Consider the following 26,054-nt stretch of genomic DNA (forward strand, 5'->3'; position numbering starts at 1 on the left):
TTTGAGTGAAGATTCATGACTAAAAAAGTTAAAGTATATAAAACTATCGGTGACTACGTGGCATTAGTAATGTTTGCTGAAGATGTTGTTGAAATCCTCAATATATTGCAGAGAAGCTTGAATAAAGGTGAGGAAGATGTTGAAGATGCCATACGTATGATTAATTATTTTGATACATTCTATAACATCATGAAGAAGAAATTTAAGGAATACCTAACACCTAAAAAGAATGTAAGTGATATTATCAGAAAGAGGGTTCTTATAGACAAAATAAAATTGATTAAGATAGATGAAACAAGAATGGTTGAGGTTATTTTAGATAGATCTATATCGCTAGATGAAGTTTTAGAAATACTTGTTAGTAATAATATAGAAGTAGAAAAAGCTTAAGATTTTCTTTTACGCGATCTCTTTGATACCTTTTTTGTTGTCTCTTGCAATGATTTGGATGATGGAAACGAATCTAGGGCTTCATTAATAGTTATTCTATTCTGTAAAAGTCCATTCCATATTTCAGCTCTAGTTAGAAATAACTCGATCTCTGATACACTTATGTTTCCTATATCGATCTCCTCCTCTCCTAGGTAGTCTGCCTCTTCTCTTCTACTTTCTTCTTCGATTACCTCACTTGTAACCTCCTCATCAAACATGATTTCCACCAATTCACAAATTGCTCTAAATACGTGATTATAACGCTTGATAACATAAGACAAAATAGCAAACTTTTATATCTTTCGTTCTTAGCACACCTTAACGACTTTCTAGCCCAACCTTTTTAGAGTGTGACTGTTTTCACATTCTTTAGTGTACCGTGGAATGAGTATTCCAAAAGGTGGTATTGCAGACAATAGTATTTCAATGCCATAGTTTTTTGATATGCAACTTAATCGATAACATATTACCATAAGAGTTATGTAGATCGCTACTGTAGCAATGTTTACAGGTATTATGTAAGAGTACAGTATGTGAATACCTAGGCAAATCCCTGAAATAAATATGATTAATCCACGAGATTTAGGTTCTGAATCACATTCTCTACTTAACGATAAGCATATTTGGTTATCATTACTTGAGACACATTTGTCTGCAATCTTCAGCAGCGCATAGGATATCACAATGTGTATAAACACCACCTCTATACACCATAAATAAGGTATCAATAAAACGGATTCAAACAGCAATACTGATCTTGTATTTAGTATAGATATTCGAAGTGTTTCGACAAATATTAAGATAAACAGTAAAACTGTACACTTAATATTCATTGATAAGGACATCAATATATTGATAACTCTACTCCAGATACCCATTTTGAAGAATATATCTAGCGTAGTGTTAACGTAACCATTAACAATGTGGGAGAAGATACAGAGTAAACAAGGACCATATATAGCTGGATAGAGGAACAGAAAGCTATATTTAGCTTTTTCAAGGATCATATATTTGAACCCCAGGTCATCTCTATATAATGGTCACAAATACTATAAAATCATTCTGTACCTTAATAATCCGTACGGAAGATAATAAGGAAATTAGCTTATTATCTGTATATCATATCGTGTAAAGTAGGTAAATACAAATACATTAGCTACGATGTTTACACCATTTAAGTATAAGAGATGATAGAATATGATGGAAGTTCTGGGAGAAGATGGTATTAAACGATTGTTAAATATTGTGGGATTCGATTCTCCAACTCTTGTTCAAAAAATTGCGATACCGAGGATACTAGGTCACGATCTAGATGTAATAATAGTTGCTCCTACAGGTAGTGGTAAGACTGAAGCTGCTTTTTTGCCCCTTATGTATAAGTTAACATTAAAAGGTATGAATGATAGTAGTGGTATTAAAGTACTTTACATAACTCCTTTGAGAGCTCTAAATAGAGATATATATCGTAGAATTGAACGGATTGCATCGATTTTTAAGCTAAATGTAGGTATATGGCACGGTGATACTTCTCCAAGTGCTAGAAAAAGAGTTCTAAAGAATCCACCTAGTATATTGATTACTACTCCAGAAAGTCTCCAAATATTGTTAATTAAGGATAGAATAAGAGATAACTTCCGCAGACTGTATGCCGTTGTAGTAGACGAAGCTCAAGATATTTTACCGAACAAACGAGGAGCAGAACTTGCTGTAGCTCTTGAGAGACTCGATGAAATTGTCGGTAGACATGTGAGAAGATTGCTCATTTCTTCTCCATTAGGGAATGTGGATTCCATTGCTCATTACTTTTTCTCGGGCAGAAGATACGATATAGTGTACGTTAAAGGTGCTAAGAAATATGATATAGAGGTGATGGTTTCAGATAATTCATACAGTGATGGTGTATTTGATACTGATAATGTTGTATCATTCTTATGTAACAAAATCTTAGGTACTGAAGTCCCTGGACAAGTGCTTTTGTTTGCTAACACACGTGTCATGGCAGAAGAACTTGGTTATAGCCTATCTAAGTGTTTAGGTAAGAATGATATAGCCTTGCATCATAGTTCCTTATCTAGAGATATAAGAGAATTGGTTGAAGGGATGTTCAAAAGAGGAAACCTACATGTCGTCGTTGCTACCTCTAGTCTCGAATTAGGTATAGATGTAGGTGGTGTAGATATGGTTATACAGTACATGTCTCCTAGACAAGCATTAAAACTTATTCAAAGAGTTGGTAGATCTGGACATCGAGAACAAGCTATATCTAGAGGAATTATAGTGGTTCCACCACTTGTGACAGAGCTAATGGAATCCTTAATTATATCTCGTAGAGCCATGAGAGGTTTCCTAGAACGTTTAAACTATCACTTGGCACCACTTGACGTACTTGCTCATCAAATAGTAGGTATAATTCTAGAGAGAAGACATGCTAATATAGAGGAGATATGGAGAATAATTACAAAAGCTATGCCGTTCAACTCTATGACGTTATCACAGTTTGAAGCTGTAATAGATTTCCTCAACACAATTGGTATGATCAAGTGTAAAAGTAGAGAATGTGCATACACTAAGAGGGGACTTATATATTATGTATCAACAAACATGATTCCCGACACTAATCATTACGAAGCTAAATCTCTCCTAGATAGAAAAACTATGGGATTACTTGATGAAGAATTTGCATTAACGTGTAATGAAGATGATGTTATTGTTTTGGCGGGTAGGTTATGGAAGATAGTCAGAGTTGATACCGAGAAGAGAGAGGTGGTAGTTTTACCCATAGAATCATCTGATAAAGAGGTTCTACCTAAATGGATTGGCGAAACTATACCGGTTCATAGAAATGTTGCACGTGAAGTATGTGCCTTTGCCAGAAGATTCTGTACCTGTGATACCGATATTTGTGTAGATAAGTTAATGGATGAGTATAAAGCCAATGAGGTCATAAGAGAATTCTTTAAAAAGAATAGAGAAAAGATTTGCCGAATATACCCTAGGGATGACGCTATTATTGTAGAATTATTTCGTGTACAAAAAGAGAATACGTCATTACTTGCCTTCTATACATGCCTAGGTACGAAAGCCTCAGAAGCTTTTTCCCTATTGATAGAGTATCTAATAAAATATGAATTAGGTGTATCAGTAGCATATAAATCGCATCAGTTAGGTACGGTTCTCCTCATCAATAGTCTACTTGGCAAGGACGACTTAATCAAGATTTTTAAGAGGCTTCATCAAATAGCTAGAGCCCCTGATGAAGTAACAGAAATTATTAAGAACGTAGTTAAGAGCAGTTCTTTGTTTAAATGGAGGCTAGTAAATGTCGCTAAGAAACTAGGCATCATAGGTAAGGAAGTTGAAGCAACTAACGTGAAAAGAATTATTGAAGGTTTATCTAACATTGATATTGTTGTTTCAGAGGCTTTAAGAGAACTTTATGTAGAGAAAATCGATATAGATGAGCTTTTAAGATTTCTTCAAAATTTTGTTAATGGTAAAATCAAAGTCAAAATAATAGTCTCTTCAAAGGCATCACCATTTATTGAGGAAATTACTGCATTAGGCGTATTCAGAACCTTAGTCAAATATTCAATACTTCCTCGCGAAACTATAATCGAAATCGTCAAGAGAAGGCTCCTTGAAACCGAAATCAAATTGTTTTGCACCTCTTGCTACAATACATGGAATATAAACTTGAAAGAGAAGCTAAATTCGTGTAATTCGTTATTCTCTTGCTCTATAGTATGTCCCTACTGTGGATCCATGGCTATAACATTAGTTAATCAAGCTGATGAAACACGCTTACTCAAGAGAGTGTTTGAAAAACTTAAGAGAAGTAGCCACGAAAATATTAAGTTTCTACAAATCGAAAAAGAAGCTTTAGATAGACATCGGAAACTAGTAGATTTCATTATGAACCATGGAGTGGCAGGAATTATAGCTCTTCGAGGTATTGGTATAGGTACTGAGACCGCAAAACGTATTATAGCTAAGTCTTCAGATCTTAATACACTAATAATGAATATCATAGATCAGGAAAAGACATTCTTAAGGACTGCAAGATATTGGAGAAATACAGAATAATTATTAACATCATCACAATTCCTTATAGCATCCATCAAACTATAGCACAGCTACACTTTATATACTGAATCAGTATTGTGGGAGACAATGGATATAGTGGAACTAATTAGAGACCTAATAGGAAAAATAGTTGTAATTTCGTGGATGTTATTCCTATTAACGTGGATAATTGGATGGGCTATCAAGGGATCCCCCATACCTTCAGGCAAAATTAGAAGAGTAGGACAAGGTTTAATAGAAGACGCTATTTGGGGCGCCTTTTGGGTTGCTATTGGGACCTCTATCTTTTGGTTAATATCGTACATATCTTCAGCCATCGGAAATGTACTGCCAAAAGCCCCTGTACCTGAACTACCTTAACATCAATAGGTGTTATAATGCATCTACTTCTAACATCATTTTATTTATCAATTCTTACATTCTATCTAGGTGTTCTCATTTATGCTTTACCTATACCCATAACTGGGCTCAAGAGATGGGGCCCTAGATTGATAAATGATGCATTCTTTGTAGCCATTCTTTCTACAACCATAGATAGTATCATAAGTTTTGCTGACTACTTAAGACATACGCTAGGAGGTAATTGGACATATTATATACATACAGTTAGAGGTCTGATAATGTATAGAACAACCCTCATAACTGTTTTAAGTATATTGAAAGACTATATATTGAAAGTTATTCCGGGTCTATCTAGACTTCTGTCGATAGGTATAAACATCATTACGGCATCACTATATGCGTTACTGCTCATGTACTTCCTCGCCTTACTGGTTTATCATAATATTGGGGTACTTTCATCGTTAGGTATAACATTAATGGCTATACCATTCAGAATAGCTAGAAGTGCAGGTGCATTCCTTCTATCATTTACACTTGTGCTTTATTTAGCTTTACCCTTGTATCCGAATTTCGTATCAATTCTGTCTACACCGGTTTCACATTCATTTCTAGATGTCACCATAATATACGGTAATGTTGTTACTGATCTAGGCTATAGAGTTCTAGAAGGGTATGTGGGTCTTGAAGTAGAGGATAAATATGTGGGTCCAGCAAAACTTGCACCTAATGGACATATGCTTCTAATAGTCAGTAAAAAGTACTTAGAAAAACCATCAACATTATATTTTGATGCATCTAGTCATAGATTCTATACGAACTTAACAAACGTCATTCTATCAAATCTATGTTTAGATCGGTCTACATTAAGTATGTGCAGAATAGATGTATCAATTAGAGGATTACTCTACTATAGAAAAGGCATGACTATACATGCGGCGCCTCAACCACATTTCCTAGAGATATCAGAAATAGAAAGTAACTCCATCTCTTTTAAGGTTGAGCTTCCATCACATGGAAGTCTCTATCTCTCTATAGTAGATCAATACAAAATAGATCTAGTATCTATAAACAATACAATAAGTATAGATGATTTAACAAAATACAAAGCATATAGTTGGATATGGTACAATGTTCCAGGAAATACATACGTAATTCCACTATCGCCAGGGATCCACACCATATATTTAAGGTTTGAGGTACGTTCTTTAGAGGAACTAGAACCATCTACAGAACATTTGTATCCTATCAATATATATGAACTACATCCAAATACCGTAGGCGATATTATGGATATACTTACTTACACCTCATATGTAGAAATCATTTCATCTCTATTATATATCTCGTTACTCATGTCAGCATCTTATGGTTTATCGAAACTATTAGGTGGTGTTACAAAACTCAGGTTGATACCATGATATTAAACGAACTTCGCAACAAAATAATTCTATTTAACTTAGTAATGGTGATTTTATTCGCTATAATTATGATTAAACATAACGAAGGTTTCAATCTAGTTAATCTTCTTCTACTATTAGGAGTATCAATATCATCTTACGTACTTTTAGAAAAATATAGAAGATGATGATTCGATCTTTTCGTAATGAAGAATGTGCTTCTTAACCATGAACACTTAATAACTAATTTAATTTAAGATCTATGTAACGCATAATCGAACTAAAATCTGTAAATCCCCGTATGCACTTGTACTTAAATTAGAGTTGATGAATCTACCCGAAATCTGATAGGTGATGAATTTGCCAAGTTCTGAAACGTATTAGCTGATAACTGAAACAGTTATTATTCTTAGTATATAATAGTGCTACTTGCTGATCGTCAGACAACAAGGTGCATCATCTATGTCTACTCAAAATGTTAAGAATGTTAAGAAAGAGAAATATATCAACATATTTGTTTTACTTAAAGAGAGTGAACGTCTTAATGACTTGGTTAGGCTCATAGATAGTTTTTGTATACCTGAGTTATGTAAATACGATATAAAGAAGAGCTTTATAGACAACTTCATCTACATAAAGATATATAACGGTGATATACCATTGAAAGACTTCAAGCAAGATGTAGAGAAAGCTCTAGAGAGACTTAAGGACTATATATCATGGATGAAAGTAGAGGTCATTGAAGTCAGATAAGCTCTCTGCAGATTCTGTTTCATTACAAGAAAGATTGATGTTCATTTAATCCTTAGTAATTCCATAGAAATCCGTAAATCCTCTATATTCAACTACATATCTTGTGCTATCCTTTAGACAATTAAAGTACTAGACCTTAATTCCATAAAGCATACAATAATGTCTCAGGTTCACATCATTCTCTATACTAAATCGTATATATGATATTACTCTGAATACAATGATAACGAAAGAAACTGTATAGATCGACATGAAAACCCTATGGATATGAATACCTATTATCTAACATTAGGGTAGCAATTATACTCAATATTCCTCTAATTCATAGTTTCGTAAGACAATCCTTTTTTCTACACGCTTAGGCCTTAATGATGATGCTATAAAGTTGAATGCTTTTTCTGGATCTGTATGAGTACCACAACTATATACATCAACCGTGGCAAACGAGTATTCAGGCCAAGTATGTATAGATATGTGACTCTCCAACACAATACCAAACACGCTAACGCCAAACCCTATTTTCCAGGATTTTATATCAAGTAATGTCATGTTACCAACAATTGCTGCTTCTCTCACTAGATTTACGAGATACAATACATCATTTAGCTTATCTTCTTCACATTCATAGAGATCTCCTACAATATGTTTCCCATATACTAACACCTTTTTTTCTAGTAATGAGGCCTCCATTTTAGTTCCAGAGAGATTTGGTTATGTACTATTTATAAATATTTCTATAATTAATTAATTGACTAGACTAAAAAACCCTATATAAACCTACTAAACAGTTATGTGAGTGAAAAATCCTCTACCTTAAAAATCGTCATTCATATCTACACACTAGCGCATTGTGTTTAACAACTATTTATCGATTTTGATTGAGATTTAATAATTAGTTACTGTGTATTAAGTATTTTGATTAGGAAGGTTTGAATACACTATGAGTAAATACGAACTAATAGATAAGATATCTAAGTATCTTAGCAAAGACATTCTACAAATTGTCCAAGGTCTTGAAGAAGACGAGAAAAAAGTACTCGACTACTTTCTCCAAAATGTATCCGTAGGTACTATTATCTCTATAAGAGAGCTGAAGGCTCTGTATAAAGTAGACGATCCTAGATCAGTGATAAGGAAGCTTATAGATAAAGGTCTTATTGAACAAGGTTATGGATGTTATAATTTATCTAAACCATTGCGTGAAGCATTATTTATGCTTATTGTTTCACCGAGTAAAAAAGCTTAAAAGTATTAAGGTGTAGCAACATCTATCTAACAAATTATAGAGTTATTATATAATCTAATTTAGAGAAATCGCGTCGCATATAGATTACTGATAGAATCACTGAAACATTCTCGATATCGATCTAATGATGTTATTTAATTCATCCATAACACATCTATCGATACATTCTCCATAGCATTTTCTGATCCTCTTGCCATTACCATCTCTACAATTGAGATCACATTCCTTTTCGCATGCCTCGGAATCTATTCCAAGTATCGTATATCCGTTTAGTCTACGTATATGGAATAACTGCAATAGCCCAGAATTTTTTAACATATCTACTATATCTATGTTTTTAGAATCCAAGATAACAAATCCAAAGAGTTTTAATGTGTTCAAAAATCTGGTTAGTTTGTTCATAAATTTCACACCATGTACTATATGAGTTAAATTAGTGTGGACACCTTAAGCCTTCATGCTGTTTCATCTAGGTTCATAGATTAAATCCATACAGCATCAGTAATGACCTTGTAATCTAGACCACATAGTTACCGACATGATTTAATTTAGATCTTCGTGTTTATAGTTCTATAACTAATGTTATCCATGGATGTTCTATACGTGTTATCAATGTTCATATATTCAATGATTTCGCTATATTGCTATCAGATTCCACCCTCAAGATCGAACCTACTTGCACAATCCTTATGTCACTTGTTTCAACATTAATACACATCATTTGCGTAGCTATATCTTTCATAGGTATCCTTGTAATTCCTTCTATGTTAATTAATTCAATTCCACAGTACTTTTTGTCATGTGTGTTTCTTCCTTCATGATTATATATCTTTATATGAGCACACCTAGATTTATAATCAATACATATCTGAGTAGTGACCTCTATATCCATATCTATTACCGTGATATGATGATTTATGCTTATCTATTGAACTGATCTTGATTGTAGTCTAAACATGAACTACGCTAACAATATATAAGCGTTACAGTAGTAGTTAATAAAACTAGATCATAGGGAATATATAGGGTGTAAGCCAAATGACTCAAATCAAGCTAGAGGTAGTAGATGTTCCTATACCTTCTGGATGTAATGTGATTATAGGACAGAGCCACTTTATAAAGACTGTCGAAGATATCTACGAAGTTCTTGTAACATCTGTTCCTAACATGAGGTTTGGATTAGCTTTTAATGAAGCTAGTGGTAAGAGATTGGTGAGATATGAAGGTAATGAAGAAGAACTTGTTAAGCTTGCAATAGATGTAGCTAAGAAAATTGGTGCAGGACATGTATTTGTGCTCTACATAAAAAATGCGTGGCCTATAAATATATTGAATGCTCTTAAGAATGTGCAAGAGGTTGTGAGAATTTATGTTGCTACAGCTAATTCTCTTCAAGTAATTGTGGCTGAAACGAATCAAGGTAGAGGCATCATAGGTGTAGTAGATGGACATCCACCTTTAGGTATCGAAAATGAGGAAGATAAAAAAGAGCGATATCAATTCTTAAGAAAGATAGGGTACAAAAAATGAGTAAAAATAACAATGATACAATAGTAATCGAGTACTATAAGCCCTACGATATAGAGATACCGGATGTGTGTATTATAACACTATACAGAAGAGATAACGTAGAAACTGTAGTGCAGTCTAAGGACTTCATATCAAGTTTAGTAAGTGACGAAGATCTATTCCTATCATGGCTTACAAGCTTAAGTTCATCAAAACATTATCCCTTAGCAAGAGCTATTGTTAAGGTTAATGGTATTGGTTATGAAGCTATGTATACATCAATTAGATCTGATAATGTTCTGAATTTTCCATATATATCAAGAGTGAAACGCATACACCTATTTACACAACTGAAACCTCAAGAATTTCAATTAGAAATAGGTGAGATAATACTAAAACCTAATCAAAACAGTACATCTATTCTCTCACACGATCTTTCACATGATGAACTCTACATGTTCTATAGCCCAATAAGAATATTAAATCAATCAAAAGTAGCTGCATTAGCTATAGAGGTTGATGAAGGTATTTTCTATGTTAAAGTAGAAGAACTTATATCAAAAAGCATACCATCAAGAAGTAGAAGGAGGTCTACTAAAAGTAGTAAAAAAAGGAAGAGGAAAAGAAGGAAAAAGAAAAAGATACGTAGAGTGAAACGCTCTTCAACTTAAAATACAAGCTAGAACGGCTTTAGCCGTATGTAATCGATTCTCTGCCTGTAACCATACTACAGAATTCTTTGACTCTATAACATCATCAGTAACTTCTTCACCTCTATGTGCTGGTAAACAATGCATAAATATGTAATCTTTTTTAGCATGAGAAACAAGTTGTGTATTAACTTGATAAGGTTTTAGATCTTTAATTCTTTTGTCACGTTCTGATTCTTGACCCATACTAATCCACACATCAGTATATATGACATCAGCATCTTTTACCGCCTCTATAGGATCTCTAACTATATTTATTTCGGCACCTGTTTCAGTAGCTATTTCATAAGCCATACTCAATATTTCGCTACGTGGTTCATAACCTTTAGGAGAAGCTATATACAGTTTTCCACCGAGCATTGCTATAGCTAGCATAAAGCTGTGAAGAACGTTATCACTTCCATCTCCTATAAACACTATCTTGAGGTCTACTATCTTTCCTTTAGTTTCAATAATAGTCATTACATCAGCTATCGCTTGAAGAGGATGCTCAATATTGCTTAACGCATTTATTACCGGTTTACTAGAATATTCCGCTAGTTCAACTAGATTTTCATGTTTATAGACCCTAGCCACTATACCATCTACATAACGCTCTAAAACTCTAGCAGTATCTTTTATAGGTTCTCCTCTAGCTAGTTGAAGTTCTTGAGATGATAGATATAGAGATGTACCTCCAAGTTGATGCATAGCAACCTGCAAACTTACACGCGTACGCGTACTATGTTTCTCGAATATCAGTGCTAGTACTTTTCCAGATAGTATAGGGATTATTGCTTCACCTTTGTAGAACCTGTCCTTCAACTCGAAGCTGAGATTTACCAATTTTTCTAACTCTACTTTAGAACAATCTGCTATAGATAGAAGATCTCTACCCCTCAAACTATCAACAATGTTCATGATGTTTCACCAAATAGCATATTGATCCTTCTGGATACACAATATTTATACTTTATCACAAAGGCTTTCTACAATGCATATCAACTGTCCACGTTCTACTGAATACTGAGCATTTATCTCGCTCTATTAATCCATGAGTTTTTATCTTGAAGCTTTTAGTTACAATTTAAAATTAATAATGTGATTAACAGGCTTGAGTAACCATTATATCATAGAATGTTTTTAAATACTTGAACTGTTGTAGGATTGCGCTTGACTCATGAACAGTTATAACCTTGAGGATCAATCTTCTCAGTATATAGTGATTATTGCACATATTAAGTAAGGTCGTAGGTAATACTCTCATGACATCTCGGTATAAGACACACAGATGTGTAGATGTAACTAAAGAACTAGTAGGAAAGGAGATAATCTTAGCTGGATGGGTTCACCAGATTAGAGATTTGGGGGGCAAAAAGTTTATTGTACTTAGAGATGGTAGTGGCTATATACAGATAACTATATCGAAAGATTCAGTATCTAGTGATATCCTTGCATCAATACAAGATCTCACTTTTGAAACTGTGCTACAGGTGAAAGGTACCGTTAAAGAAGATCCTAGGGCTCCTAGAGGTGTAGAGGTAGTACCTATACAAATAAACATACTGAACAAAGCTATATCCCCTCTACCTCTAGATGTAAGTGGTAAGGTTAAAGCAGATCTAGACACTAGGCTAAGGGAACGTGTACTAGATCTCAGAAGAGCTGAGATGCGTGCAATAGTAATGATAATGAATACCGCTATCAGAACTATACGTAACGTACTAATATCTAAAGGTTTCGTAGAAGTATTTACACCGAAAATTATAGCTACAGCTACAGAAGGAGGTGCAAATCTGTTTCCAGTCATATACTTTGGGAAAGAAGCTTTTCTAGCTCAAAGTCCACAACTATATAAGGAACTACTGGCAGCATCACTTGAACGCGTATTCGAAATAGGGCATGCATGGAGGGCTGAAGAAAGTGATACACCATATCATTTATCAGAGTTCATAAGTGTTGATATAGAGGCAGCTTTTCTCGATTATAGAGATGTTATGTCAATACTTGAAGAATTAGTTTACACAGTATTCAAATCCGTTGAAAAAGAAAATGCAGAAGATTTGAAGATCCTTAGGCATAGCTTGCCTGAAGTATCTATTCCTTTCCCTAGAATACCCTACACAGAAGCTCTCGATATATTGAGAAGAAAAGGACTGGATATAAAGTTTGGCGACGATCTAGGAACTCCCGAACTAAGGATCCTGTCATCAGAAATAGCGTCTCCACTATACTTTGTAATAGAGTTTCCGACAAAAACAAGGGCATTCTATACCAAACCAAAAGATAGTGCTCCAGAATTGAGCGAAAGCTTTGACCTCATATGGCAACATCTAGAGCTTGCCTCCGGTAGTTCCAGAATCCATGTTAGAGAAATGCTTATAGAAGCTCTAAAAAGTAGGGGACTCAATCCCGATAACTTCCAGTACTTCATAAAGTGGTTTGACTATGGAATGCCTCCTCATGCCGGTTGGGGACTTGGATTAGCAAGATTCTTATTGTTACTTACAGGTAGAACCAATGTTAAAGAAGTAACGTTATTCCCGAGAGATAAGAAGAGATTATCTCCGTAGTACAACAATTTATGTAACTAGTAGAGGATTCGACCTAACTATTTCACGTATAAAAATCGAAGCATAACTTCCTCTATCTAGTATGAAACTAATTTTTATCTCATTTCTTTCAGAATCTACACAAATATCTCTAGCATACGCTATGCTTTCTCTAAAATCTCCTCTAGACTCTATTCCTAGCTCCTTCAATATAAAGTCCTTAGGTTCTATGCCCTCGACATCAAGAACTTCTTCAGCCACCTCCTTGATGCCTGGCTGCTGAATGTTAATCCTACTCCCAACTATAGGCATATATCTATAGGTACTATTCATAACACTTAATGTGTTTTCTATACTTCTATTACTTAACATCTCTATCCATAGCTTCGATAGTACCACATTGAATAGGTATGACTGATATGCCTCAATAAACAATCTGAGGTAGTCCCTAGGTATTGCCTTCTTTATGAATGTTAAAGGATCTTCATATCTGTACCGAAGATTACAGAAAGTATATCCTCTTTTGTTGGCAACTAGATATTGTGTAGAAAATGAATATTTACACAGTATCTCAATAAATAAATCCCAATTCTTTTTAACCAAAAGTTTGCCTAACATATGTGTTATAGGTCTTCTTGATCCGAACCGTTGGTAACCGAAGAAATTTAGAAACCTTCCCCCGTATTTCTTCACAACATCTAGTCTATCCATAATTACATTTACATTATCTGGATCCACTGACAACTTTATCATAAACTTGTTACCATTGTGTATAACTTCAGTATCGCATTGCCATAGAAATGCCTCGATATACCTTTCTTTCATTTCTAATCTCAGCTCTTTGACAGGAGCTCTACATCCATACAGTATCACAATTTGGTGTGCTACAGCTTCAGTATCTTTCAAACCTAGTATTTCAGAAGATCTGCATCTGAGTCTCTTCTTAAGTAATCTACATAGTGTATAGCTATCCACATTGATTTTCTTCACCACATATATGTATTTATTGTGACATAAATCAACAGATCCGTAATCTCTACTTAGAACATCTAGACCAATCCCATTAACTATCTCATACACCATAAATCCATATGATCTAGGTATCGAAACCTCTATTTCCATATCACTAGCTTCGGGATACGTATATGTGTACATACCTAAAGCTATATCAAGAAAGTGCTTCGACACAAGATGCTTAATCATGTGAATCTCCATTAAAGTAGAGGTAGAGATCCTGTAACTCTATCAATAGATTCTGAAGAAGCTGGACCTACACCGAGAGCTGTGACCGTTCCTGGTGGAAGTTCTGTCAATCCCGCATCAGCTATTAAAGCAGTTACAATACCGTGTTCTTCAGCAAGCTTTTTTATCTTAAGCAATTCATCAATAGAGTTAACCTTTACCACAATCTTCTTCTGGCCTTGTGATCTCCATAATTCAACATTTCTACGACATCGAATATCCTCAATACATTTAACAACAGCTTCTACAGCTGCATGTGCAACCTGTACTGCTAGCTTCCCTTTACTCATCTTTATATCGGTTCTCACAACAATTACTTGCTTAAATTCTCTATCTACACAACACATTTTGAGCACCCACAACAAAATAGAGGTATAAGTTCAATATTACCTCTAGTCGCCTCTGAAATATAGGGTCTCTTCAGTGAGATAGCGAAATATTACTACATAATTGGTAATCCTATTCTTTTTCGATAAGCTTTTCTAAGAGTCTATCTACCTCTATCTCCTCTTGACTCCACCTTTCCATATCCTTAACTGTTACCACATTTCTCTCAATTTCCCTCTTACCGATAATTATGACATGTTTAAATGAATATTTTGAAGCGTATTCTAACCATCTACTCAGCTTACTGACTGATGAAGACACCTCTAACTGAACAGTAAATCCTTTATTTCTAAGCTCTTTTGCAATACGATATATTTTTGCAAATGCTTTCATGTCATCTACAAGCAGTATAAGGAGAACTCGTTTGCCATGTAGTGGCACACTCTTTATCCCTCTGCTCATTAACGCCAACATAGTTCTTTCAACACCTATAGCAAAACCTGTTGTCGAGAGATTTTCACCACCATAGATTGTTGTCAAGTTGTTGTATCTACCTCCACCAGCTATACTTATACTCATTGATGGTACTACAACCTCGAATATAATGTCTGTATAGTATGCTATACCTCTAGCAAACAATGGTTCTACAATAACATCAGCACCTATACCTCTAACCATCTCGATGTATCTTTCTAGTAGTTCAACATGTCTCATGATCCTGCTGTTGTCTTTAGTGTTGCTCAATACTTCCCTTAATACATTCATAGCATCTTGCGATTCGCTCTTAGGTTTTGCCAGAATTTCTAATATTTTGGCTTCTTCATATGATCCTTTCGCAATGAACAGCTCTATTGCCTTATCATATACACCTTTATCCAGATAGTGAAGAAATCTATCTACATCACTATCCTCTATACCAGCTCTATTAGCTAATTCCCTGAATATACCCACATTATTAACCTTATACTTTCTGTCTCTGAGATCTATAGCGTCATAGAACTCCTCTAGGAGTTCGATAAGTTCTACATCATAATATACTTCATCTCCCCCTAAGATCTCTACACCTGCTTGAGTAAACTCTCTGTATCTACCGAACTGAGGTTCATCATATCTAAACACATTACCTATGTAGTAGATCCTTATGGGCTTTGACCAATGTCTCAATTCCTTTAAGTAAACCCTAACTATACTTGGGGTTATTTCTGGTCTAAGAGCTACTTCTCTTCCAGCCTTATCTTTGAATACAAACATTGATTCCCTTATCTCTTCACCAGATTTAAGCGCAAAAATTTGGAAACTCTCTACAGTAGGCGTTCTTACCTCTATATAACCAAAACGCTTAACTACTTCTGCAAAAGTCTGGCATACCCATGTCAAGAGCTCGCTCTCAGGTGGTATATAGTCTCTGAATCCGCGTACAGGTTCATAAGATATGTGCATAACTTCACCTCCTCTCTATTCTAGGAAAGTCTGTTTTATTAACTTCATAATATGTAACTTCACCATTAATATCAACTACAGCTACAACTAATCTGTAGCCCTGCTTAATAGCTCTATCAACAATTTTGTAAAGTTCTTCTGCAACTATGTATGAATCTTCATCAAGTACGTATATCTTGATCTTCTCATCAATAATCACAAGCTCGTTGTGGATCTCTCCAACACCGACCTTCCTTCCTCTCTTAACAAGGTCATAAAGTACTATGAACATAGAGAATGTATTAGCATTCTTTAATGATTTTACCAAGTCTCTAAACCCTATTCTCTCCCCTTTCTCATTAACTATCTCAGCAACACCTGTATACACTAGATACAAAAGAATGGGTAACGGAACCTCTTTCTCTTCTGATAATCCGAATCTCTCTTTAAGGTCAGATGATGCTCTAACTAGATATGCTTTACCCTCTACATATTTCACAAATGTGTTTACAACCATCTATATACCACAATGTGTGCATACTGTGATTAACAGGATATTAATTTATATCGAATTCTTCACATAGATGTTTAGGTAGAACAACCATGCATGTACCTTATCCAATAAAGGTAAAAGCTCTTGAATGGGTTAATGGGAAAGTTAGATGGCTAAATACGAAACTTTTACCAGAGATAGAAATATATGAAGAGAGTAATGATTACGAGAGAGTCGCAAGAGCTATAGAGGATATGGAGATAAGAGGAGCACCGGCAATAGGTGTAGCAGCAGCTTTAGCTGTAGCTTCTACGGCTTACAATACATCTACAGATAGTGTTGAAGATCTACAAAAGAGGTTGCTTAAGGCTATAGATAGGCTTAGAAAGACTAGACCAACTGCATATAATCTCTTTTGGTCATTAAATCAACTTGAAGAGATAGTAAACAGATTCTATACGAATGCTGAAGCACTTAGAAAAGCTGTTGTAGATAAAGCTCTAGAGCTATATGAAACAGATATAAAGGTTAATACAATTATAGGTGAGTATGGAGAGAAACTAATAGAAGATGGAGATACTATTCTAACTCACTGTAATGCAGGTGCTCTAGCTACTGTGGCTATGGGTACAGCTCTAGCTATTATAAGGATTGCATGGTATAAAGGTAAGAAGATAAAGGTTATAGCAACAGAGACAAGACCTGTACTTCAGGGAGCTCGATTAACTGTTTGGGAACTCATAAAGGAAGGTATACCTGTAACTCTTGTAACAGATAACATGGTTGGCTACATAATGTATAGAGGATTAGTGGATAAGGTCATAGTTGGTGCAGATAGAATTCTTCCTGATGGACACGTAATTAACAAAATAGGTACCTATACTGTAGCCATAGTCGCTAAGAAACATAACGTACCTTTCTACGTAGCTGCACCAACTTCAACAATAGATTCTTACGCTAAACTAAGTGATGTAGTTATAGAAGAACGTAACCCTGATGAAGTTAGGAAAATAATGAACAAACTAATAATAACAGTAGAAAATGTTCCTGTGTATAATCCTTCATTCGATATAACACCACCTGAACTAGTTACAGCCATTGTAACAGAAAAAGGTATTATAACGCCCCCATATATAGAAAACATCAGGAAACTGTTACAGGATTAACCTATATAGGTTCCTTTCAATAGGACTCTATATAGCATAATGTTGTACAAAATATAGAATACAATATTGTAACAGTTACAATATTATCTATGTTTTAGCATCGATATTATTTCTACAGCTTTTCGAAGATCTTTTTCTACAATAGTGCCTGTGACAATAATATCGGCACCTGCTTCAGCAAGATCTTTGGCTGCTTCTTTGTCTCGTATACCTCCACCAACAATAACCATAACATCTTCAACAACTTTCTTAACAATACTGACAGTTCTAGAGGGTACAGGTTGTTTTGCACCTGAACCTGCTTCGAGATACACAAACTTCATTCCCATATATTTGGCTGTCAAAGCATATGCTGCAACTATAGAGGGTTTATCTAATGGTATAGGTCTTGCTCTACCCATAAAACTTACAGAGGTATTAAAGGAACCTATAACTATGTATCCTGTAGGTAAGACCTCTAGTCCAAACCTCTTTATAAGTGGAGCAGCAGAGATCTGTGCACCAATAACATAATATATGTTATCTGAATTAAGTAGCGATATGAATAGAAGTGCATCAGCATAGGGAGAGAGACCTGCTATACTACCGGGAAAGAGTATTGAAGGTTTATCGAATTCTTCAACTATTTTAGCTATAGCTGTAACATCATCACTAAATACCTGGAGACTTCCACCCACTAGTATAGCATCAGTACCTGCATCTACAACCAATTTCAAGGTCTTTCTAATTTCGTTTGATTCTCTAACTTTCTCAGGATCGATAAGAGTAAAATGCACTTTTGTGTCATTCTTAACCATATCCTCTAGATATCTATAGACTCTACCTCTCCACTTCAATTCTGAACACCTACTAAGCTATTATTGGTGCACCTTTAATAGCTTTCTCAAAGTCGATGAAAATCCATCATATATTACTTCCTCAACAATTTTAGCTAAAATTTTTGGATCTACTTCTAGTTCCACAACCTTATTGACTGTTTCAGCTATCTTGAATCCTACAACATGATAACAAGGATTTTCTCTTTTTCTGGACAAATAATTTACTACAAAATCGTCACAGGTACAGAATCTGCAAGGTGCAACTATGTAGTCTTTCTTTAACCCCTTAAATACATAGAATTTGAATCCTCTACATTTTATCACAATGAAACGTCTGTTATTGAGAGCTTCCTCAATCTTATCGTAACCCGTAAACTTGTTGAGTATTTGTTCTCCACAGAGATACTCCATATATATCTGTGCTTCTATGTCTACTAAAATAGTTTAAATAGTCTCTACAAAATATCGGAGATCTGGTGAAGAGATTATGTCTAGATCGAGTAAGAAAGGTCGTAGAGCTGTTGGTGTCTCAAGTTACGTGGGACTTGTTAGATTCTATGAAGAAGTAGAAGAACAGATAAAGATTCCTCCACACATAATACTACTACTAGCGTATATAACATCGGTAGTCATTCTAGCACTTAGGATACTCTTACATTGAGTGTCAAGGTTCACTATATTCCACACTTTTATCAACCCTTATGGTCTGTATACTGGATATAGACATTTAATCGATAAAACAAAACAGTTACTTGCTAGGCCCGATTCACAGGTAGCTACGGAGCCTAGAGCTCCGAGGAAACACCGCCCTCTACATGGATCCGGAGCTCTGTAAGGAGCCGGGGTAAAACTCCGGGCTCTGGCACAGAAACGACATGTCCATAAACCAATGAAGATGATGCGGTGAGGATCCCCAGGTAACTGGGGGTCGGTCAACCCGTTGATGAGGTTTATGGGAGCAGTGAAACGGCCAACCTCCGGAGAGTAAGGTTCAATCTCTATGAGTTCCATGCGAGAGATTGAGAATCCGCTTAGCCAAATGCTACCGAATACAAAAGGCGGGTTACTGTGGATCGGGCCTAGCTTGATTTTGTTAACACTTTTCTATAGGAAACAGAGGGGTCAGTAATACCTAGTTCAAGCATAGAGTGTAATATTATTTGGTTCTTTTTTAATCATAAAGACCCCTTAGATGATGTACAACCATCGTATATAATAGTCTTAAAATAATATTAATTATATTATAAGTTTGTATAATTGTGCTATCACATTAATAATCAAGCTTAACATAACATCATTATCTGTTATCAACTTCTACCATCAACTGATATATCATGATCTACGATACAATTTCTTCACTAGAAACAGAGGGGTACCCAGATATGTGGGACAAATGTGTGCTCTATAGGAAATAGAGGGGTTCCGTAAGTGTGCTTACAGTAGCTACAGAAAGCGATATTTGTGGAGGATGAGTAGAACGCTCTCTCCCATATCTCTTTAATGGTTTAACAAGATGTTTTAGTTCGCTTGGTGGCGGTATATAAAGTCCTTCAACTATATCTCTTGTAATTATAGTGCATTCAAGAGACACGTTGTGAGCAATATATCGACATTTTTTGCAGCTGTAACCTTTACCGAATCCTTTCTTAGTCATTCTCTTTCTACAGATGGGGCATCTCGGAGCTTTACATACGTATAACGGAGCTAGTTTTTCTACAAATATTTTCTCTACATGTAGATAGGGTATATTGTACCAAGATTTTACATGTCCTTGTACTACAACAGTATCTCCAGGAATAAGTCTTCTAGCTACAGACACTAGTCCCGAAGGTTTGAAGAACACAATATCTATCGATCCAGAGTCATCAATTCCTTTAACAATAACATGTCCTCCTTGTATGATTTTAGGAAATCCAGAGATCCTCAACTTGATTTTTGCAGTCCTATAGATCCTTAGATCAGATATCCTTCTACTAACAGCATGTGCATCTGTTGCTTGATTTGTTCGAAATATTGTCCAAGCAGCTACAGGTTCGCATGGCTTTATTATGTCTAGAGCCTTTTTAATATCATAAACATCGTCACCTCTAACGCCATAGAGGACAGGATCATATCCATGGGACGTTATTAGAACTCTGTTCGTTTCGTAATCTATATTGTTAAACGTTGTAGTATTTGTTGTATTGTCAAAAAGTCTAACAGAATCTGTATCTATACATCGATCCATATTGTAGAATTGTTTAGAACGGTACACAATTAACTCATATGTGTAATCAGAATCTGTAGCAAGCCAGCCAATAGCTGCTACAGCACCAACAATTCCTCGACCACGGAATACATTACTCACATACACCTTCTCTTCTTCTGAAAACTTCAAAAGTTTTTCGAGCACCATAGATGGTAGAACAACATCCGTCAATGAATTCAGATATATTCTAGAGAATATGGGGGGTATAGAACCCAATACTATAATAGCGCCAGGCTCTTCATAGTAGAGATACATATCTATATCTAAGGCTTCGCCAAGCTTTTTATAATATTCTAGAAGAATATTGTCTATAACATCAGATACTTTGTCTACATATGAGCAAGGGATTTTGATATGTAAGGCTACAGCACCATTTCCCCGAGTCTTCCACGGAATTGAAGGATTTAATCTAACTAGATTTGGATAATCAATGAAGATGGGAGCTATGTAGCTGATGAGTTTGTGTATGAGAAATGTAGCAGTATGTGTTGTACATCCATAGCGATGCAGATCAAAATCATCTAAACCTATGTGTAGTGTACATAAATGATCTTTGTATTCTGCTTCTGGCATCACTATTGCACAAGCAGTGCTTCATTCTTTATATTACTTGATACAACGACCATGGTTATAGTCGATCTAACCTTTGGTGTTCTTCTTATTTTTGATGTCACTATATCCTTGAGTTTCTCAATAGTATCAGCCTCTATCTCTATGAATAAATCATATATGCCGTAAACAAGGCTAACGTTTTTAACACCTTCAATATTCTTTATACTGGCCAACACCTCTTCTTCAGCACCTACATCAGTATTCACTAGCACCAATGCTCTTGGCATAACCTTCATACACCTTAGCGTACTAGCATAAAAAGGGTATAAAAACACATTTGAATCTAAGATAATAGAGCTTTAGATGACCGAACCAAAATTACTGTTTAGTGTATTTATAGGTAACGATGTATGATTAAGATATATGTGGTAACGAGAGGAGAAGACAACCCAGATATGTGTACAGGTGAAAAGCTGATTAAGAGGGGGTTAGCTACACGATTAACAAACTTGAGACAACTACCGGATTGCGCAATTGTATTAAATCCCCTCGCTTATACGTATATTAAATACAGCGATAGAATTTTTGTAGAGAAATGTGGTTTAGTGGCTATAGATGTTTCATGGAAAAGAGGTATAGAGCTCTTGAGGATCATAAAGAGAGGAAACCATAGAGTTTTACCTGTACTCATAGCGGCCAATCCTACAAACTACGGTAAACCATTCAAACTTAGTACAGTAGAAGCTATTGCTGGAGCCCTATACATAACAGGTTATAGCAGTTATGCAGACACAATATTGAGGTATTTCAGATGGGGAGAACAGTTTATAGAGATTAACAGAGCTAAGCTAGAGAAATACTCGCAAGCCGAAAACGATGAAAAGATCGAGATTATACAGATGGAGCTATTAGGTATGAATAGAGACATGTTAAAAGGCTTAAAACTTATAGACATCCTACATAGAATTATTATGCAAGAAATCCCGTAGAAACCAATAGATGTGATTAACAGTAAGATCAAGTAAAGCTTAATTTCCGTCTTCTACTACTGAACATGATGGGGCCCGTCGTCTAGCCTGGTAGGACGCCGCCCTCACAAGGCGGAGGTCCGGGGTTCAAATCCCCGCGGGCCCATTATCTGCATGTATATTAAATTGCATATAAATTTTGTTAGAATAGCATAAACGCATTAAGGTTCATATGTCTCTAACCATATTGTGTATCATGATGTATGTGGAATAGGATGGAGTAGTCTAGTTGATTGTAGAGTAATCTTGTACGAGATCTATACAAGCTTATATTTTCAGTCTACATGGAAGTAGATGGTGCTAGAGAATATGAGTAGCTCGACAGTGCTATTACCTATATTTGAGCCAGCAGTTATGAGGTTGTGTTCAAGTTGCAAGAAGACTATAGAACCTCATGAGAAAGCTGTAAGCTTTAAGTGTCCTAACTGTGGTGCTGTAACTATCTGGAGATGCCAGAGGTGTAGAAGTCTTTCATTACCGTACAAGTGTCCTAATTGTGGATTTGAAGGCCCTTAGGTGAAGTAGCATGCCTGCAATGGTTTTAGCAGTTATTAGAGCATATCCGAAAGAACTTATGGATAATATGTCAGAACTTGTTGCAAAGGTTCAAGGTGTTCTAAAAGAGAAAGGATACGATTTATTGAGATGGGAGGCTGTAGATATAGCGTTTGGATACAAAGCTGTGGATCTCTATGTAATAATGCCTGAGGAACAGGAAAGAGGAACAGAGGATGCTGAAGAAGCTATTAAGTCTGTAGATGAGATAGATAATGTTGATGTAGTTTACGTAACAAGAATAAGTACATAAGGGCAATCCATACTTGTTCTTTAGAAGAAAAATAGATTTTAAGATTCTTGAATACTTGAAAGCAAAAGGTAAGGTTACGGATAGAGAGCTCTACGATGTTCTATCAAAAGAATTTAATATTTCGTATAACCAGTTGTTGTCCATAATAATGCAGTTAGAGATAGAGGGTTTTATTAGCGTTGCCTTTAGTAGAGACTACATGACTATAATGCTCAAAAAGATTTTAACTACTTAAGCACCATAAAAATGTAGAAACTCATGTTAGTTAATTATCAGTGGTTGTATTTATGGGTGTGAACCTAAAGGACATAATACCTTCTTCATGTCGTCAAGAAGTAGATGATTTGAAGGCACTAGCCCAAAGAGTTATAGCACTTGATGCATACAATGCTCTATACCAGTTTTTAGCTGCCATAAGACAACCTGATGGAACTCCACTTATGGATAGCAAAGGCAATGTAACAAGTCATTTAAGCGGTCTCTTCTATAGAACGATAAACCTTATGGAATGCGGTATAAAACCTATCTATGTATTCGATGGGAAACCTCCAGAACTTAAGAGAGAAGAACTTGAAAGACGACGTACAAGGAAAGAAAAAGCTTTAGAAATGGCTGTAAAAGCATATAGCGAAGGATTAAAGAAAGAAGCAGCTAAATATGCTGTTCAAGCATTATACCTTACAGAATCAATGGTACATGATTCGAAAAGGCTTCTAGAAGCTATGGGTGTACCGTACGTTGAAGCTATAGGTGAAGGTGAAGCTCAGGCAGCTTATATGGCTAAAAAAGGATTGGCATGGGGTACAGGTAGCCAGGATTATGATTCACTACTTTTTGGTGCACCTAGACTTGTGAGGAACCTCACTATCACGGGTAAGAGAAAGCTTCCAGGAAGAGATGTATATGTAGAGGTAAGAGCTGAGGTAATAGAGCTAGATAAGTTGTTGAAGGCTCTGGGCATTACTAGAGAACAGTTGATAGATGTAGCTATACTCATAGGTACAGACTATAATCCTGATGGTGTAGAAGGTATAGGTCCAAAAACAGCTCTTCAGTTGATTAAAAGCCACGGAACAATAGAAAAAGTCATTAAACTACTACAAAAATCACAGTTTCCTGAAGATCCTTTAAAGATAAGAGGGTATTTCCTTAACCCACCTGTAGTAGATGTACATAGTGTAGAGTGGAGGGAGTCTGATGAACAAGCCATCATAGAGATCTTGGTTAAGGAACATGATTTCTCTATAGATAGAGTTGAGAATGGGTTAAAGAGGTTAGAGAAAGCATATAGAGAATACGTTAGAGGTACTAAAGCCACCCTAGACCAATGGTTTACTACTTCAAAAAAGTAGAACAGAGATTAGTCAAAATTTTCTCTGAACATTAGTAGCTTATCTTTACTCTGTAAATCTCATTATATATTGTACTAAGAAGTGTTTCAATCTCATTTGTCTTAAGCGGCAATAGTTTTGCATCTGATTTAGGTATTCTAACTATATGTTGAACCGAGCCATCAGGAGTCCATACACTATCTATTCCCTGTATACGGGCAGGAGATATGAGTTGCGCTATAAATGTCTTAGGGTCAGCCGTTCTTTGAACAATTCTTACCCGCACACCAATTCTCTCACTTAATGTTTTTCCAAGCCTTATTATTGCAGATCTAGGTACATCTTCTTGAAATTCTAGAACTACTATAATTAATGAATCTATCTTATAGCTTTTTACATAACTCGAGTTCTTCATGAACCTAAAGTTACCTTCATTCTCGATATCGAGGAGGTGCTTCATAACCTCTACTTCAAATTCTGAATGTTCCCCACTTTCAACTATTCTTCTACATCTAGGACATAAAATCCCGCTTCTTATACAGATACTGTCCAATGGTATTCTCATACCATTGCTGTCCCTCAGCAAACCTGTGTCCATTTCTGGTTTACTTTTCATTTAAGCCTTTACAACCGTTCAGCTTATAAATTTAAGTATTCCTTTTATCATCCACTATGTATGGGTCTGTAGATATCTGGTGAAAAATATGCCTCTAGCTGATCCTGAACTAGTGAAAATCGTAGAAAAGAGGCTCCTAGACAAAAAAATATGTAGAAAATGTGGAGCATTAAATCCTCCAACAGCTACACGTTGCAGGAGATGTAGAAGCGATAACCTAAGGCCTAAGAAGAAAGCCGTCGCCATGAAGAAGTAAGGCTGTAAAGGTGTATCGTAACGTACACTATTAGACATGTTGCAAAAGTTCTAGCACAGCTGAAGGATATAGGTATAGACGGCATAATTATAGGAAGTACATGTCTGTCTATAGCTCTAGGCAATACCGATATCGAAGGAGATATAGATCTATTTACAACATCTGTAAGTCCCTTCTTCGATGGAGAAAGGATAAGACAGATAGCTTATCAGAAAGGATGGTCTACTGGCATAACAGAGCTTGGTACACCATCTATAACACTTAATGTTGATGAAGTAGACATAACTGTGGAGCTATATGAGAACATACTTGATTTCTATATACCTTCAGAATCTATAGACATTTGTCGACAGAATATAGAAGTAGATGGGACTGAAATTACGTATGTTGCAGTAGAGTGCTGGATCGTCCTTAAAGCTAGAAGAGGATCTGATAAAGATGTGGCATCGCTTTCAACGATTAAACAGCTTGTAGATGAAGGTACACTATCTATAGATAGAACGCTCTTAGAGAAAATGATCGAACTATATGAAGACGATAAAAGGTATATATATAACAGGTTAAAGAGCTTGAACTTGATTTAGCCTAGATTAATCAAGACTCAAGATTTAATCCTCATAATAATTCTGGCACAATAATTCTTTAAGCATTGTTCTGGAAACCAGAGATATCTTTCATTTTCTATGATACCTTAAGTACATAGTGAGATTGTGGCGAGTTATGCTGATGATGATATAGATATTTGTA

Annotated in this window: 32 protein-coding genes, 1 tRNA gene and 1 other RNA gene; 20 read left to right on the top strand and 14 right to left on the bottom strand. The window is 35.6% G+C overall.

The annotated features are described in order from the left end of the window. Positions 1-15: 15 nt before the first annotated feature. Complete coding sequence (locus QXK50_04375; protein ID MEM2008402.1) at positions 16-390, top strand: hypothetical protein; 375 nt, start codon at positions 16-18, stop codon at positions 388-390. On the opposite strand, the gene QXK50_04380 is transcribed toward QXK50_04375, so the two are convergent. Further along, complete coding sequence (locus QXK50_04380) at positions 387-650, bottom strand: hypothetical protein (GenBank protein ID MEM2008403.1); 264 nt, start codon at positions 648-650, stop codon at positions 387-389. The genes QXK50_04375 and QXK50_04380 overlap by 4 nt on opposite strands. Before the next feature lie 979 nt (positions 651-1,629). On the opposite strand from QXK50_04380, the gene QXK50_04385 reads away from it, so the two are divergent. The 4 genes from QXK50_04385 to QXK50_04400 all read left to right on the top strand — a co-directional run bounded on the left by QXK50_04385 (position 1,630) and on the right by QXK50_04400 (position 7,007). Continuing rightward, on the top strand, positions 1,630-4,515 hold the full coding sequence (locus QXK50_04385) for a DEAD/DEAH box helicase (protein ID MEM2008404.1): 2,886 nt from the start codon (positions 1,630-1,632) through the stop codon (positions 4,513-4,515). An 87-nt stretch (positions 4,516-4,602) separates the two neighbouring features. Next, positions 4,603-4,875 (top strand): DNA import protein CedA1, encoded by a 273-nt coding sequence (cedA1, locus tag QXK50_04390; GenBank protein ID MEM2008405.1) that lies wholly within the window; start codon positions 4,603-4,605, stop codon positions 4,873-4,875. A 17-nt stretch (positions 4,876-4,892) separates the two neighbouring features. Beyond that, positions 4,893-6,275 (top strand): hypothetical protein, encoded by a 1,383-nt coding sequence (locus tag QXK50_04395; GenBank protein ID MEM2008406.1) that lies wholly within the window; start codon positions 4,893-4,895, stop codon positions 6,273-6,275. Positions 6,276-6,716: 441 nt separating this feature from the next. Continuing rightward, entirely contained in the window at positions 6,717-7,007 is a 291-nt protein-coding gene (locus tag QXK50_04400; GenBank protein ID MEM2008407.1) for a hypothetical protein, read from the top strand. A 306-nt stretch (positions 7,008-7,313) separates the two neighbouring features. Here the strand turns inward: QXK50_04400 and speD are convergent, their stop codons facing one another. Further along, complete coding sequence (gene speD, locus QXK50_04405; GenBank protein ID MEM2008408.1) at positions 7,314-7,697, bottom strand: adenosylmethionine decarboxylase; 384 nt, start codon at positions 7,695-7,697, stop codon at positions 7,314-7,316. Between the two features lie 250 nt (positions 7,698-7,947). Between speD and QXK50_04410 the strand changes: the two genes are divergently transcribed. Continuing rightward, positions 7,948-8,253: a hypothetical protein gene (locus tag QXK50_04410; GenBank protein MEM2008409.1), complete on the top strand. Its 306-nt coding sequence runs from the start codon at positions 7,948-7,950 to the stop codon at positions 8,251-8,253. 96 nt (positions 8,254-8,349) lie between these two features. On the opposite strand, the gene QXK50_04415 is transcribed toward QXK50_04410, so the two are convergent. Together QXK50_04415 and QXK50_04420 are read right to left on the bottom strand one after the other, a co-directional pair. Then, positions 8,350-8,655: a hypothetical protein gene (locus QXK50_04415; protein ID MEM2008410.1), complete on the bottom strand. Its 306-nt coding sequence runs from the start codon at positions 8,653-8,655 to the stop codon at positions 8,350-8,352. A gap of 214 nt (positions 8,656-8,869) precedes the next feature. Next, on the bottom strand, positions 8,870-9,145 hold the full coding sequence (locus QXK50_04420; protein MEM2008411.1) for a hypothetical protein: 276 nt from the start codon (positions 9,143-9,145) through the stop codon (positions 8,870-8,872). Positions 9,146-9,291: 146 nt separating this feature from the next. On the opposite strand from QXK50_04420, the gene QXK50_04425 reads away from it, so the two are divergent. Next, a complete protein-coding gene (locus QXK50_04425) occupies positions 9,292-9,783 on the top strand; it encodes an adenosine-specific kinase (GenBank protein MEM2008412.1) in 492 nt (163 codons plus the stop codon). Beyond that, a complete protein-coding gene (locus QXK50_04430; GenBank protein MEM2008413.1) occupies positions 9,780-10,433 on the top strand; it encodes a hypothetical protein in 654 nt (217 codons plus the stop codon). The genes QXK50_04425 and QXK50_04430 overlap by 4 nt, the downstream gene beginning before the upstream one ends. On the opposite strand, the gene argF is transcribed toward QXK50_04430, so the two are convergent. Then, positions 10,425-11,366 carry an ornithine carbamoyltransferase gene (gene argF / locus QXK50_04435; GenBank protein MEM2008414.1) on the bottom strand — a complete coding sequence of 314 codons (942 nt, stop codon included), beginning with the start codon at positions 11,364-11,366 and terminating at the stop codon, positions 10,425-10,427. The genes QXK50_04430 and argF overlap by 9 nt on opposite strands. Before the next feature lie 350 nt (positions 11,367-11,716). On the opposite strand from argF, the gene aspS reads away from it, so the two are divergent. Beyond that, entirely contained in the window at positions 11,717-13,024 is a 1,308-nt protein-coding gene (gene aspS / locus QXK50_04440; GenBank protein ID MEM2008415.1) for an aspartate--tRNA(Asn) ligase, read from the top strand. Between the two features lie 9 nt (positions 13,025-13,033). Here the strand turns inward: aspS and truD are convergent, their stop codons facing one another. The 4 genes from truD to QXK50_04460 all read right to left on the bottom strand — a co-directional run bounded on the left by truD (position 13,034) and on the right by QXK50_04460 (position 16,508). Further along, positions 13,034-14,206: a tRNA pseudouridine(13) synthase TruD gene (truD, locus tag QXK50_04445; GenBank protein MEM2008416.1), complete on the bottom strand. Its 1,173-nt coding sequence runs from the start codon at positions 14,204-14,206 to the stop codon at positions 13,034-13,036. A gap of 11 nt (positions 14,207-14,217) precedes the next feature. After that, positions 14,218-14,592 carry a peptidyl-tRNA hydrolase Pth2 gene (pth2, locus tag QXK50_04450; GenBank protein MEM2008417.1) on the bottom strand — a complete coding sequence of 125 codons (375 nt, stop codon included), beginning with the start codon at positions 14,590-14,592 and terminating at the stop codon, positions 14,218-14,220. Positions 14,593-14,704: 112 nt separating this feature from the next. Next, positions 14,705-16,012 (bottom strand): histidine--tRNA ligase, encoded by a 1,308-nt coding sequence (gene hisS, locus QXK50_04455; protein MEM2008418.1) that lies wholly within the window; start codon positions 16,010-16,012, stop codon positions 14,705-14,707. Between the two features lie 4 nt (positions 16,013-16,016). Next, positions 16,017-16,508, bottom strand: coding sequence for a hypothetical protein (locus QXK50_04460; protein ID MEM2008419.1), 492 nt, complete (start codon positions 16,506-16,508; stop codon positions 16,017-16,019). An 86-nt stretch (positions 16,509-16,594) separates the two neighbouring features. Between QXK50_04460 and mtnA the strand changes: the two genes are divergently transcribed. Continuing rightward, positions 16,595-17,650: an S-methyl-5-thioribose-1-phosphate isomerase gene (gene mtnA, locus QXK50_04465; protein MEM2008420.1), complete on the top strand. Its 1,056-nt coding sequence runs from the start codon at positions 16,595-16,597 to the stop codon at positions 17,648-17,650. Positions 17,651-17,733: 83 nt separating this feature from the next. Here mtnA and QXK50_04470 read toward each other — a convergent pair whose 3' ends face one another. Both QXK50_04470 and QXK50_04475 read right to left on the bottom strand, forming a co-directional pair. Continuing rightward, positions 17,734-18,486: a geranylgeranylglyceryl/heptaprenylglyceryl phosphate synthase gene (locus QXK50_04470; protein ID MEM2008421.1), complete on the bottom strand. Its 753-nt coding sequence runs from the start codon at positions 18,484-18,486 to the stop codon at positions 17,734-17,736. Positions 18,487-18,507: 21 nt separating this feature from the next. Then, positions 18,508-18,879 (bottom strand): hypothetical protein, encoded by a 372-nt coding sequence (locus QXK50_04475; GenBank protein ID MEM2008422.1) that lies wholly within the window; start codon positions 18,877-18,879, stop codon positions 18,508-18,510. 76 nt (positions 18,880-18,955) lie between these two features. On the opposite strand from QXK50_04475, the gene QXK50_04480 reads away from it, so the two are divergent. Continuing rightward, on the top strand, positions 18,956-19,129 hold the full coding sequence (locus QXK50_04480; GenBank protein MEM2008423.1) for a preprotein translocase subunit Sec61beta: 174 nt from the start codon (positions 18,956-18,958) through the stop codon (positions 19,127-19,129). Between the two features lie 100 nt (positions 19,130-19,229). Beyond that, positions 19,230-19,545, top strand: an RNA gene (gene rnpB / locus QXK50_04485) — RNase P RNA component. A gap of 325 nt (positions 19,546-19,870) precedes the next feature. On the opposite strand, the gene QXK50_04490 is transcribed toward rnpB, so the two are convergent. Beyond that, positions 19,871-21,289 carry a tRNA(Ile)(2)-agmatinylcytidine synthase gene (locus QXK50_04490; GenBank protein ID MEM2008424.1) on the bottom strand — a complete coding sequence of 473 codons (1,419 nt, stop codon included), beginning with the start codon at positions 21,287-21,289 and terminating at the stop codon, positions 19,871-19,873. Between the two features lie 2 nt (positions 21,290-21,291). Next, positions 21,292-21,555: an Lrp/AsnC ligand binding domain-containing protein gene (locus QXK50_04495; protein ID MEM2008425.1), complete on the bottom strand. Its 264-nt coding sequence runs from the start codon at positions 21,553-21,555 to the stop codon at positions 21,292-21,294. 123 nt (positions 21,556-21,678) lie between these two features. Here QXK50_04495 and QXK50_04500 point away from each other — a divergent pair, with 123 nt between their 5' ends. The 6 genes from QXK50_04500 to fen all read left to right on the top strand — a co-directional run bounded on the left by QXK50_04500 (position 21,679) and on the right by fen (position 24,456). Continuing rightward, positions 21,679-22,257 carry a DUF367 family protein gene (locus QXK50_04500; protein ID MEM2008426.1) on the top strand — a complete coding sequence of 193 codons (579 nt, stop codon included), beginning with the start codon at positions 21,679-21,681 and terminating at the stop codon, positions 22,255-22,257. Positions 22,258-22,328: 71 nt separating this feature from the next. Then, a tRNA-Val gene (locus QXK50_04505) sits at positions 22,329-22,402 on the top strand. Between the two features lie 203 nt (positions 22,403-22,605). Continuing rightward, a complete protein-coding gene (locus QXK50_04510; GenBank protein ID MEM2008427.1) occupies positions 22,606-22,812 on the top strand; it encodes a zinc finger domain-containing protein in 207 nt (68 codons plus the stop codon). A 10-nt stretch (positions 22,813-22,822) separates the two neighbouring features. Beyond that, positions 22,823-23,104 carry an elongation factor 1-beta gene (locus QXK50_04515; protein MEM2008428.1) on the top strand — a complete coding sequence of 94 codons (282 nt, stop codon included), beginning with the start codon at positions 22,823-22,825 and terminating at the stop codon, positions 23,102-23,104. Positions 23,105-23,117: 13 nt separating this feature from the next. Beyond that, complete coding sequence (locus tag QXK50_04520) at positions 23,118-23,339, top strand: winged helix-turn-helix domain-containing protein (GenBank protein MEM2008429.1); 222 nt, start codon at positions 23,118-23,120, stop codon at positions 23,337-23,339. 52 nt (positions 23,340-23,391) lie between these two features. Further along, entirely contained in the window at positions 23,392-24,456 is a 1,065-nt protein-coding gene (gene fen, locus QXK50_04525; protein MEM2008430.1) for a flap endonuclease-1, read from the top strand. Positions 24,457-24,487: 31 nt separating this feature from the next. On the opposite strand, the gene QXK50_04530 is transcribed toward fen, so the two are convergent. Next, complete coding sequence (locus QXK50_04530) at positions 24,488-25,033, bottom strand: transcription elongation factor (GenBank protein ID MEM2008431.1); 546 nt, start codon at positions 25,031-25,033, stop codon at positions 24,488-24,490. A 106-nt stretch (positions 25,034-25,139) separates the two neighbouring features. On the opposite strand from QXK50_04530, the gene QXK50_04535 reads away from it, so the two are divergent. Next, positions 25,140-25,307, top strand: a complete 168-nt coding sequence (locus QXK50_04535; protein MEM2008432.1) for a 50S ribosomal protein L40e — start codon at positions 25,140-25,142, stop codon at positions 25,305-25,307. Positions 25,308-25,336: 29 nt separating this feature from the next. Continuing rightward, a complete protein-coding gene (locus tag QXK50_04540; protein ID MEM2008433.1) occupies positions 25,337-25,891 on the top strand; it encodes a nucleotidyltransferase in 555 nt (184 codons plus the stop codon). The last annotated feature ends 163 nt before the right edge of the window (positions 25,892-26,054 follow it).

This window comes from Ignisphaera sp., assembly GCA_038831005.1.
Lineage (GTDB): Archaea > Thermoproteota > Thermoprotei_A > Sulfolobales > Ignisphaeraceae > Ignisphaera.

Excerpts from the sequence above, each read along its gene's own strand:
- QXK50_04375 (MEM2008402.1), top strand. The coding sequence starts at position 16 with ATGACTAAAAAAGTTAAAGTATATAAAACTATCGGTGACTACGTGGCA.
- QXK50_04380 (MEM2008403.1), bottom strand. The coding sequence starts at position 650 with ATGTTTGATGAGGAGGTTACAAGTGAGGTAATCGAAGAAGAAAGTAGA.
- QXK50_04385 (MEM2008404.1), top strand. The coding sequence starts at position 1,630 with ATGATGGAAGTTCTGGGAGAAGATGGTATTAAACGATTGTTAAATATT.
- cedA1 (MEM2008405.1), top strand. The coding sequence starts at position 4,603 with ATGGATATAGTGGAACTAATTAGAGACCTAATAGGAAAAATAGTTGTA.
- QXK50_04395 (MEM2008406.1), top strand. The coding sequence starts at position 4,893 with ATGCATCTACTTCTAACATCATTTTATTTATCAATTCTTACATTCTAT.
- QXK50_04400 (MEM2008407.1), top strand. The coding sequence starts at position 6,717 with ATGTCTACTCAAAATGTTAAGAATGTTAAGAAAGAGAAATATATCAAC.
- speD (MEM2008408.1), bottom strand. The coding sequence starts at position 7,697 with ATGGAGGCCTCATTACTAGAAAAAAAGGTGTTAGTATATGGGAAACAT.
- QXK50_04410 (MEM2008409.1), top strand. The coding sequence starts at position 7,948 with ATGAGTAAATACGAACTAATAGATAAGATATCTAAGTATCTTAGCAAA.
- QXK50_04415 (MEM2008410.1), bottom strand. The coding sequence starts at position 8,655 with ATGAACAAACTAACCAGATTTTTGAACACATTAAAACTCTTTGGATTT.
- QXK50_04420 (MEM2008411.1), bottom strand. The coding sequence starts at position 9,145 with ATGGATATAGAGGTCACTACTCAGATATGTATTGATTATAAATCTAGG.
- QXK50_04425 (MEM2008412.1), top strand. The coding sequence starts at position 9,292 with ATGACTCAAATCAAGCTAGAGGTAGTAGATGTTCCTATACCTTCTGGA.
- QXK50_04430 (MEM2008413.1), top strand. The coding sequence starts at position 9,780 with ATGAGTAAAAATAACAATGATACAATAGTAATCGAGTACTATAAGCCC.
- aspS (MEM2008415.1), top strand. The coding sequence starts at position 11,717 with ATGACATCTCGGTATAAGACACACAGATGTGTAGATGTAACTAAAGAA.
- truD (MEM2008416.1), bottom strand. The coding sequence starts at position 14,206 with ATGATTAAGCATCTTGTGTCGAAGCACTTTCTTGATATAGCTTTAGGT.
- pth2 (MEM2008417.1), bottom strand. The coding sequence starts at position 14,592 with ATGTGTTGTGTAGATAGAGAATTTAAGCAAGTAATTGTTGTGAGAACC.
- hisS (MEM2008418.1), bottom strand. The coding sequence starts at position 16,012 with ATGCACATATCTTATGAACCTGTACGCGGATTCAGAGACTATATACCA.
- QXK50_04460 (MEM2008419.1), bottom strand. The coding sequence starts at position 16,508 with ATGGTTGTAAACACATTTGTGAAATATGTAGAGGGTAAAGCATATCTA.
- mtnA (MEM2008420.1), top strand. The coding sequence starts at position 16,595 with ATGCATGTACCTTATCCAATAAAGGTAAAAGCTCTTGAATGGGTTAAT.
- QXK50_04475 (MEM2008422.1), bottom strand. The coding sequence starts at position 18,879 with ATGGAGTATCTCTGTGGAGAACAAATACTCAACAAGTTTACGGGTTAC.
- QXK50_04480 (MEM2008423.1), top strand. The coding sequence starts at position 18,956 with ATGTCTAGATCGAGTAAGAAAGGTCGTAGAGCTGTTGGTGTCTCAAGT.
- QXK50_04490 (MEM2008424.1), bottom strand. The coding sequence starts at position 21,289 with ATGCCAGAAGCAGAATACAAAGATCATTTATGTACACTACACATAGGT.
- QXK50_04495 (MEM2008425.1), bottom strand. The coding sequence starts at position 21,555 with ATGCCAAGAGCATTGGTGCTAGTGAATACTGATGTAGGTGCTGAAGAA.
- QXK50_04500 (MEM2008426.1), top strand. The coding sequence starts at position 21,679 with ATGATTAAGATATATGTGGTAACGAGAGGAGAAGACAACCCAGATATG.
- QXK50_04510 (MEM2008427.1), top strand. The coding sequence starts at position 22,606 with ATGAGTAGCTCGACAGTGCTATTACCTATATTTGAGCCAGCAGTTATG.
- QXK50_04515 (MEM2008428.1), top strand. The coding sequence starts at position 22,823 with ATGCCTGCAATGGTTTTAGCAGTTATTAGAGCATATCCGAAAGAACTT.
- fen (MEM2008430.1), top strand. The coding sequence starts at position 23,392 with ATGGGTGTGAACCTAAAGGACATAATACCTTCTTCATGTCGTCAAGAA.
- QXK50_04530 (MEM2008431.1), bottom strand. The coding sequence starts at position 25,033 with ATGGACACAGGTTTGCTGAGGGACAGCAATGGTATGAGAATACCATTG.
- QXK50_04535 (MEM2008432.1), top strand. The coding sequence starts at position 25,140 with ATGCCTCTAGCTGATCCTGAACTAGTGAAAATCGTAGAAAAGAGGCTC.